Below are 8,162 nucleotides of genomic sequence, written 5' to 3' on the forward strand. Positions count from 1 at the left end.
CCCAATCGCAACCTGGAGCCCGGGCAACTTTCATTTCTCGTTGACAGGCCGTTCCGACAGTGGCTCCCGCAACGCCCGTGCATGCCGCAGGGGCTGGAACCGGGAATCGGATTGATGTCACTGCTGGATCGCTTCATCGAAGACACCGCCCTGCACATGGGCCTGGGCCACCGCGCGCGCAACCTGGTGCACGTGCTGGTCGATTACATACGCGGCCTGCCAGGCGGCGTCCATGGCCTGCGCCGTCGCTTCGATGCCGTGGGACTCGGCAGCCGTTTCCCCGGTGATGAGCGCCCTTCCCGGTTGCTGGCGAGCCAGCTGGAATGCGTGGTGGGGCGTGAAGAGCTGGCCGTGCTGGCACGGCGCGCCGCGTTCCCCACCGGTATGTTCGCAGTGGTTGCCTGCGACCTGCTCCCGGGCCTGCTGGAGGTGCTGGAGCAGGACGCCCGCAACACACGGGCGCCCGAGCTCACGCCGCACATCGCGGTGCGCAGCCCTTCCCTGCGCCTGGCGCGCGGCACGGCGGTGCGTGGGCTGCTGTGGGTGATGGTGGCCGGCGCGCTGCTGTGCCTGACCGGCTGGATCCATCAGAAGACCCGGGTGGGTACCACCGGTGCACCGGCCTACGCCGAGCAGCAGCACCCACCGCGGTTGTCGCTGATGAACAACGACGGCGTGATCGACGTCCGTGGGCGGCTGCCAAGGGAGTCGGACCGGCGACGGGTGTGGAGCGCGCTGGTGGCCCAGTACGGACAGCGCGGCGTCACCGGCGACATCCTGCGCGACCCGCAGGCGCAGGCCCCGCGCTGGCTGGACCGGCTGGTTACCCTGGCCCCGGTGCTGCGCCATCCCGGGCTTTCGCTCTCCTTTAACGGCGATGCACTGCACGTGGACATGACCCGGGTTCCCGAAGAGGATCGCATCGCGGTGTCCGATACCCTGCGCCGCGCGTTCGGTCACCTGGACGTGAGCGGGCTGTGGGACGCCGGCCGCATTGCGCTGGCACAGCTGCCGGCCAACCCCGAACCGCATGAGCTGGTGGCGGCGTTGAACCAGGGCAAGGTAGGTTTCGAGCACAAGTCGTCAGTGCTGCGGGCGGACGGCCGCGACATGCTGCGGGCCAGCGCGCAGGCGATCCGGGCCGCAGGGCCGGGTATCCGTCTGGAAGTGGGTGGCCATACCGACAGCCTGGGCGCGGCCGAAACCAACCTCGAGCTGAGCCGGCAACGCGCGGGTGTGGTGGTGGCCGAACTGCAGGCGCTGGGCGTGCCGGCCAGCGCCTTGAAGCCGCGTGGGTATGGGGAAGAACATCCGGTGGCCGACAACCGGTTGGACAGTGGGCGGGATCGTAACCGGCGGATCGAGTACCGCGTTCTGCGCTGAGATCGCGACGCCGCGCAGGGCGTGGGGCGGGGCATCAATCGAGGAAGCGCGCCGCCTGGGCCGGCGTGGGCAGGAAACACCGCTCATGCCGGCCAAACCACCGGTATCGGTTGCGGGCCAGCGCGCGATACGCACGATCGCGCCAACTACGCGGCACCAACCGCAACAGGTGTGCGGCCCTCCACGCCCCACCCAACCCGGCCAGTACCCGCGCGATGGCATCGGTATCGCTCCACGCGCGGCCCTGCTCCAGCAGCAGGAACGACAGCGGGTCATCCGGATCCAGCCCATGCTGCTGCAACAGCGCGCGCCCGTGCACCCCCAGCATCGCCGCGAACCGGTACCGCCCCCGCCGATCAAACCGCAGCAGGAACCGCACCCAGCGGCTGCACAGCGCGCAGACGCCATCGAACACAATCACCGACGGCGCGCTCACTGGCGTACAGCCACGCCCTGCGTGGCTGCGAAATGCGGCGCCATCCAGGCCAACGTCGCCATCCGCCCCGTCCGTCGATCCCGCCGATGCGAATAGAACCTCCCCGGCTCGGCAATCGTGCTCAGCTGCCCGCCACTGATATCGCCCGGCTCCACCCCGGCCGCCACCAGCCGCCGCCGGGCCAGGGCATACAGATCCACCTTCCAATGCCCCGGGCGGGTAGCCACGAACGCCTGCGCCGCCCCGGCGTCGAGGTCCACGAACGCGGCGAAGACGTCCGCGCCGATTTCGTACTCGGCCGGCCCCGCCACCGGCCCCAGCCATGCCTGCAACCGGTCGGGCGCGGTGTGCATGGTCGCGATCGTGGCCTCGAGCATGCCGTCAGCCAACCCCCGCCAGCCCGCATGGGCGGCCCCGATCTCGCTGCCATCGCGTGCGGCCAGCACCACCGGGAGGCAGTCGGCGGTCAGGATCGCCAGCACCACCCCGGGCACCGAGGTCACCGCCGCATCGGCGGTGGGTTCGGCATCCATGCCACTGGCCACGGGTGGCGCATCGAAGCGCAGCACCGCCGTGCCATGCACCTGGCGCAGCCAGTGCGGTGCCGAGGGCAGGCCCAGCCCGGCCTGCAGCAGCGCGCGGTTGCGCGCCACCTGGTCCGGGTCGTCGCCGTCGGCGGCGGTGCGGTTGCCCATGTTGAACTGGTCGAACGGCGCCTTCGAGCCCCCTGCGCCGTAGCGCAGGGTGGTCAGCGCATGCACCCCCGGCGCGGCCGCCCAGTCGGCGGCCAGCACCGGCAGCGGCGCGTCGTGCGACGCAACGGAAGCCGGGGGCGTAGCCATCAGCGGCGACCGCGTTCCAGCTCGGTGAAGCGCTGGGTGTCTTCGCGCAGCGCGTCCAGCAGCGCCACCATGTCGGCCGGCAATGGGGCCGTGTTGCGGATCGGCTCGCCGGTGATCGGGTGCGCGAATTCCAGCGTTTCGGCATGCAGCGCCTGGCGCTTGAAGCCGCGCAGCTGCGCCACCAGCTCGTCGGTGGCCCCCTTGGGCAGCTTCAGCGCGCCGCCGTACAGCGAATCGCCCACGATGGCGTGCTTGAGGTGCGCCATGTGCACGCGGATCTGGTGGGTACGCCCGGTTTCCAGGCGGCATTCCAGCGCCGTATGGGCACGGAAGCGCTCACGCAGGCGGTAATGGGTCACCGCGTCCTTGCCATCTTCGCGCACCGCCATGCGGATGCGGTCGCGCGGGTGGCGGTCGATCGGCGCATCGGCGGTACCGCCGGAAACCAGCGCGCCCACCACCACTGCCAGGTACTGGCGGTGCACGTTGCGCGCGGCCAGCTGTTCCACCAGCGCGGTCTGCGCCTGGACCGTGCGGGCCACCACCATGACGCCGCTGGTGTCCTTGTCCAGGCGGTGCACAATGCCCGCACGCGGCAGCACCGACAGGCCCGGGTCGCGGAACAGCAGTGCGTTGACCAGGGTGCCGGTGGGGTTGCCCGCGCCGGGGTGGACCACCAAGCCGACCGGCTTGTTGATCACATAAACGTGTTCATCCTCGTACAGGATGTCCAGCGGGATGTCTTCGGGCTCGGCGTGGGTCTGGGTGTCGAGCACGACATGCAGGCTGGCCACCTCACCGCCGCGGACCGGGTCGCGCCCGCGCACGGGTTCGCCATCCAGCAACACATCCCCGGACTTGATCCACTCGCTCAGCCTGGAGCGCGAGAATTCAGGGAACAGGTCGGCCAGCACGGCGTCAAAGCGCCGCCCGGCGGCGGTATCGGGCACGACGGCCTGACGGGTGGATTCGGTTTCAGAAGCGTTATCGGACATGGGAAGCACACCGCAGGAAGACAAATTGGGGGTCCCGGCGACCACTTTCAGTCGCAGGACAGGCCACTAGGCTATCATCGACCCTTCGTATTCCAGCCGCGTCCCGCCCTGACCCCATGATCCGACGCTCTTCCCTGCTGTCCGCGCCCGTCCGCACCGCGGCCCTGATGCTGGTCCTGGCCCTCGTTTCCACCGGCTGCCACCGTGGCGCCAAGGGTGACAACCCGGAAGAAGGCCAGCCCGTCGAAACGATCTACGACAAGAGCCACGGCCTGATGCAGAAGGGCAACTGGAGTGGCGCCGAAACCACTTTCCGCCGCCTGATCGCCCAGTACCCGTATGGCCCGTACACCGAGCAGGCGATGATCGAGACCGCCTACGCCCAGTACAAGGCCGGCAAGCACGATGACGCGGTGTCGAGCATCGACCGCTTCATCCGTACCTACCCGACCCACCGCAACATCGCCTACATGTACTACCTGCGTGGCCTGGCCAACAGCAACCGCAACACGGTGTTCCTGCGTCGCGTGTGGTCGCTGGACCCGAGCCGCCGCGACCTGTCCACCCCGCGCCAGGCCTACGCCGACTTCAACATCGTGGTCGAGCGTTACCCCAACAGCCGCTACGCTGCCGATGCACGCAGCCGCATGCTGGAGCTGCGCGACGTGTTCGCACAGCATGAACTGGACAATGCGCTGTACTACCTGCGCCGCGAGGCCTATGTGTCCGCCGCCGGCCGCGCCAACTACCTGCTGGATACCTACCCGCAGAGCGCGTTCCAGTACGACGCCGTGGCCGCCCTGGGCGAGGCCTACACCCACCTGGGCAACAAGACCCTGGCCGACGACGCCCGCCGCGTGCTGGAGCTGAACCAGCCCGAGCACCCGTGGCTGCAGGGCAACTGGCCGAAGTACCCGTGGATGGTGCGCAAGCTGAACCCGTTCGCCGGTGAGAAATCCGCCAGCACCGGCCAGCGCAACGCCACGATGAACCGCCGCTGATACCAGCGCGGTGCTGAAACAGAAAAAGGGTCCCTTGCGGGACCCTTTTTCATTGGCGGCTTCAGGAGATCGAGCGGGTATCCGGCGCCGGGATGGCATCCCGGGGCTCGGCCTGCCGCACGGTGACGTTGGCCACCTGGAAGCGCCCCACCGAGTAGCTCACCGGCTCGACGGTCTCTGCGACCCGCGCAAAACTGGCTCTGCCGTTCGCGACCGACGTCGGCACCGACGGGTCTACGATAGTGGCTTGACGCTCCATTGCAGGAGGTGCAGCCGGCACCGCGTAGTGCCCGTGGCCGACGTTGCGCGTTTCGGCGGAAGGAAGATGCATCAGGGTGTCTCCGTAGGAAAACCCTGACTCTAGCCACCGCCACGCGCCGCGCTTTCGCGTTTCGCTCAGCCGGAGCGGCCCTTGCGGGCATCCTGCTCTGTCGAGGGCGGCAAGTACACCACCTCAACGACCTCACTGAAGTGGACGTGGCGATCATCTTTCTTGTCCCGCGCCGCCACTACCTCGGTTTCACCAGGCACCTGCGCATCCTCGTAGTCCACCGGCGGGAGCTCAGGCTCCGGCGCGCCGTCGTAATCCGGCTCGGGTTCGGGCAGCTGAACCACCGGCGCGTCATCCGCATAGTCCTCGGGCGGAATCTCAACCGCCGGCAGCTCCTTTCGCTGCGCGGCGCCGCCGTTCGGGGACGTCGCGAGCCAGGCGCTGACGATGGACGTGCGATCCGGCGCCGTCGCGATGCGCTGTGTGACCTTGAGCTCGAACCGATGACCTGGATGCGGGTCGGGAACAGGCAGTCGCTCAAGCCACTGACTCATTGTCCTGCGCAGAACCGGCGAACGTACATTCATCAGCCCACCCGCAATCGCCTTGCGCAGCCCGGCGCCATCACCATCGAACCGGGCGACGCCACCGGCTTTGCCGTTGAATATGTGCTTGGCACTGCCACCGAACTCAACATTGGCGATTTCGGTGAGTTTGAGCCGTGTCTTGGGCGACAGCGAGACGTTGTTGCGCTTGTTCCAAAGCGCTTGTGCGAAGGTATGGATCTTGGTGTTGATGTTGGGCATGCAGCAGAAACCGGGGGCGACCAGGCGCGCACTCTAGTTTTCGCCGATTGCCGCCACTTTCATGAAGCCATCAGGAGCGCGGCATGCGCGCCCCCCATGTGTGGATGCGTTCAGCCTTTGTAGCCGTTGCTGATCGGGTAGCGGCGCTCACGACCGAACGCGCGGCGCGACACCTTCGGCCCCGGTGCTGCCTGGTGGCGCTTCCACTCGCTGGTGCGTACCAGGCGCAGCACGCGCTCCACCACCTCGGGGGCGTAACCGGCCGCCACGATCTCCTCGCGCGACTGCTCCTGGTCCACGTAGCGGTACAGGATGCCGTCCAGTACGTCGTAGGCCGGCAACGAATCCTGGTCGGTCTGGTTGGCGCGCAGCTCGGCCGACGGCGGCCGGGCGATCACCGCCGGCGGAATCACCGGCGCCCCGCCCACCGTGTTTCGCCACTTGGACAGGCCGAACACCTCGGTCTTGTACAGATCCTTCAGCGGCGCATAGCCACCGCACATGTCGCCGTAGATGGTGGCGTAACCCACCGCGTACTCGCTCTTGTTGCCGGTGGTGAGCAGCAGCCCGCCGAACTTGTTGGACAGGGCCATCAGGATCACCCCGCGCGCGCGCGACTGCAGGTTTTCCTCGGTGACATCGGCCGGCTGCCCTTCGAACATGGGCCCCAGCGCGGTCATCAAGCCCTCGAATACCGGCTCGATCGATACCGCTTCCAGCTTCACGCCCAGCGTGCGGCACTGCTCGGCGGCCAGGTCGTTGGACATGTCGGCCGTGTAGCGGGAGGGCAGCCGCACCGCGGTAACGTTGTCCGCGCCCAGCGCATCCACCGCCATCGCCAGCACCAGCGCCGAGTCGATGCCGCCGGACAGGCCCAGCCACACCTTCTTGAAGCCGTTCTTGCCGCAGTAGTCGCGGATGCCGCGGGTCACCGCGCGCCAGGCCAACGCATCCATGCTCTCGTCGCCATCGTCCATCCACTCGCGCGGCAGGAAGCGGCGGCTTTCGGCGTCGTAGTCCACCACCAGCCACTGGTCGGTAAAGGCGGCCGCGGCCGGGTGCACGGTGCCATCGCCATCGGCCACGACCGAGGCGCCATCGAAGGTAAGCGCATCCTGCCCGCCCACCATGTTGACGTACAGCAGCGCCGCCCCGGTCTCGCGGGTGCGCTCGGCGAGCAGCGCATCGCGCTGGGCGTGCTTGCCGCGTTCGTACGGCGAGGCGTTGGGCACCACCACCAGTTCGGCGCCCTGGCGCACGGTGTCGGCCAGCGGTTCGGGGAACCACAGGTCTTCGCAGACCAGCACGCCCACCGGCACGCCCTTCAGCTCGAACACGCAGCTGCCGCCGTCCGGGTCCACATCGAAGTAGCGGCGCTCATCGAACACCGCGTAGTTGGGCAGTTCGCGCTTGCGGTAGGTGTGCAGTACGCGGCCATCGCGCAGCACGCTGGCCGCGTTGTAGACCACTGCACCGGTAGCCTCGGGCCAGCCAACCACGGCGGTGATGCCGTGGGTGGTTCCGGCAATGCGGGCGAGCGCCTGCTGGCAGTCGTACAGGAAGCCCGGGCGCAACAGCAGGTCTTCGGGTGGATAGCCGCTGATGGCCAGCTCGGGGAACACCACCAGTTCGGCGCCGAACTCATCGCGCGCCTCGGCGATCATCGCGATGATGGTGTCGGTGTTCTGCGCGACCGCGCCCACCGGAAAATCGAACTGGGCCATCGCGATGCGGATCGACGTCATGGGGTGAAGCCTCAGTAGGTACTTTCTACATTCTAGGCCTTTCGCCTGCGAGGCGTGCCGACCAACGGTCGGCACCTACCGTGAGGTGCGTGACGCTACCCGACCGGATGTGCACCCCGGTAGCGCACGACCGTTGGTCGTGCGGCGGCGCGCGCCGGATGCCGGAAACACAAACGCCGCCCGGAGGCGGCGTTTGTTGGTGCGGCCCGACCAACGGTCGGGCCCTACCCATGCAGCGTTGTTACTTGACCAGCTTGGCGATGGCGGCGCCCAGGTCGCCCGGCGAGCGGACGGTGACCACACCGGCAGCTTCCATGGCGGCGAACTTGCCTTCAGCGGTGCCCTTGCCGCCCGATGCGATCGCACCGGCGTGGCCCATGCGCTTGCCGGCCGGAGCCGAAGCGCCCGCGATGAAGCCGACGACCGGCTTCTTCACGTGGTTCTTGATGTACTCCGCACCGGCTTCCTCGGCGTCGCCGCCGATTTCGCCGACCATGATGATGCCTTCGGTCTGCGGGTCTTCGTTGAACAGCTTGAGGCAGTCAACGAAGTTCAGGCCGTTGATCGGATCGCCGCCGATGCCGATGCAGGTCGACTGGCCCAGGCCCACTTCCGTGGTCTGCTTGACCGCTTCATAGGTCAGGGTGCCCGAACGCGACACGATGCCGATCTTGCCCGGCTTG

Annotated in this window: 8 protein-coding genes and 1 pseudogene; 2 read left to right on the top strand and 7 right to left on the bottom strand. The window is 68.2% G+C overall.

The window, feature by feature from the left end; all coding sequences use genetic code 11:
* The first annotated feature begins 114 nt into the window (after window positions 1-114).
* The gene (locus ACGFZ3_RS11755; protein WP_392920926.1) at window positions 115-1,383 is read left to right on the top strand and encodes an OmpA family protein; all 1,269 of its coding nucleotides are present in this window, start codon (window positions 115-117) and stop codon (window positions 1,381-1,383) included.
* Between the two features lie 34 nt (window positions 1,384-1,417).
* Here the strand turns inward: ACGFZ3_RS11755 and ACGFZ3_RS11760 are convergent, their stop codons facing one another.
* Genes ACGFZ3_RS11760 through rluD form a run of 3 tightly spaced genes read right to left on the bottom strand, consistent with a single transcriptional unit; the run spans window position 1,418 to window position 3,656 of the window.
* Window positions 1,418-1,819: a thiol-disulfide oxidoreductase DCC family protein gene (locus ACGFZ3_RS11760; RefSeq protein WP_392920929.1), complete on the bottom strand. Its 402-nt coding sequence runs from the start codon at window positions 1,817-1,819 to the stop codon at window positions 1,418-1,420.
* Complete coding sequence (pgeF, locus tag ACGFZ3_RS11765; protein WP_392920932.1) at window positions 1,816-2,661, bottom strand: peptidoglycan editing factor PgeF; 846 nt, start codon at window positions 2,659-2,661, stop codon at window positions 1,816-1,818. The genes ACGFZ3_RS11760 and pgeF overlap by 4 nt, the downstream gene beginning before the upstream one ends.
* Entirely contained in the window at window positions 2,661-3,656 is a 996-nt protein-coding gene (gene rluD, locus ACGFZ3_RS11770) for a 23S rRNA pseudouridine(1911/1915/1917) synthase RluD (protein WP_392920934.1), read from the bottom strand. Before rluD ends, pgeF begins: the two co-directional genes overlap by 1 nt.
* A gap of 116 nt (window positions 3,657-3,772) precedes the next feature.
* On the opposite strand from rluD, the gene ACGFZ3_RS11775 reads away from it, so the two are divergent.
* Entirely contained in the window at window positions 3,773-4,657 is an 885-nt protein-coding gene (locus ACGFZ3_RS11775) for an outer membrane protein assembly factor BamD (protein ID WP_392920936.1), read from the top strand.
* Window positions 4,658-4,718: 61 nt separating this feature from the next.
* On the opposite strand, the gene ACGFZ3_RS11780 is transcribed toward ACGFZ3_RS11775, so the two are convergent.
* The 4 genes and pseudogenes from ACGFZ3_RS11780 to ACGFZ3_RS11795 all read right to left on the bottom strand — a co-directional run.
* Window positions 4,719-4,988 carry a hypothetical protein gene (locus ACGFZ3_RS11780; RefSeq protein WP_392920939.1) on the bottom strand — a complete coding sequence of 90 codons (270 nt, stop codon included), beginning with the start codon at window positions 4,986-4,988 and terminating at the stop codon, window positions 4,719-4,721.
* Window positions 4,989-5,053: 65 nt separating this feature from the next.
* Entirely contained in the window at window positions 5,054-5,734 is a 681-nt protein-coding gene (locus ACGFZ3_RS11785) for a hypothetical protein (protein ID WP_392920942.1), read from the bottom strand.
* Between the two features lie 110 nt (window positions 5,735-5,844).
* A complete protein-coding gene (locus ACGFZ3_RS11790; protein ID WP_392920945.1) occupies window positions 5,845-7,479 on the bottom strand; it encodes an NAD+ synthase in 1,635 nt (544 codons plus the stop codon).
* Between the two features lie 241 nt (window positions 7,480-7,720).
* Window positions 7,721-8,162: pseudogene (locus ACGFZ3_RS11795) on the bottom strand (succinate--CoA ligase subunit alpha); the annotation flags it as partial.

The sequence above is a fragment of the Stenotrophomonas sp. NPDC047960 genome (assembly GCF_043204395.1).
In the GTDB taxonomy this organism is placed as follows: domain Bacteria; phylum Pseudomonadota; class Gammaproteobacteria; order Xanthomonadales; family Xanthomonadaceae; genus Stenotrophomonas.

Coding starts and splice junctions, on each gene's coding strand:
- ACGFZ3_RS11755 (WP_392920926.1), top strand. CDS start 115: ATGTCACTGCTGGATCGCTTCATCGAAGACACCGCCCTGCACATGGGC.
- pgeF (WP_392920932.1), bottom strand. CDS start 2,661: ATGGCTACGCCCCCGGCTTCCGTTGCGTCGCACGACGCGCCGCTGCCG.
- rluD (WP_392920934.1), bottom strand. CDS start 3,656: ATGTCCGATAACGCTTCTGAAACCGAATCCACCCGTCAGGCCGTCGTG.
- ACGFZ3_RS11775 (WP_392920936.1), top strand. CDS start 3,773: ATGATCCGACGCTCTTCCCTGCTGTCCGCGCCCGTCCGCACCGCGGCC.
- ACGFZ3_RS11780 (WP_392920939.1), bottom strand. CDS start 4,988: ATGCATCTTCCTTCCGCCGAAACGCGCAACGTCGGCCACGGGCACTAC.
- ACGFZ3_RS11785 (WP_392920942.1), bottom strand. CDS start 5,734: ATGCCCAACATCAACACCAAGATCCATACCTTCGCACAAGCGCTTTGG.
- ACGFZ3_RS11790 (WP_392920945.1), bottom strand. CDS start 7,479: ATGACGTCGATCCGCATCGCGATGGCCCAGTTCGATTTTCCGGTGGGC.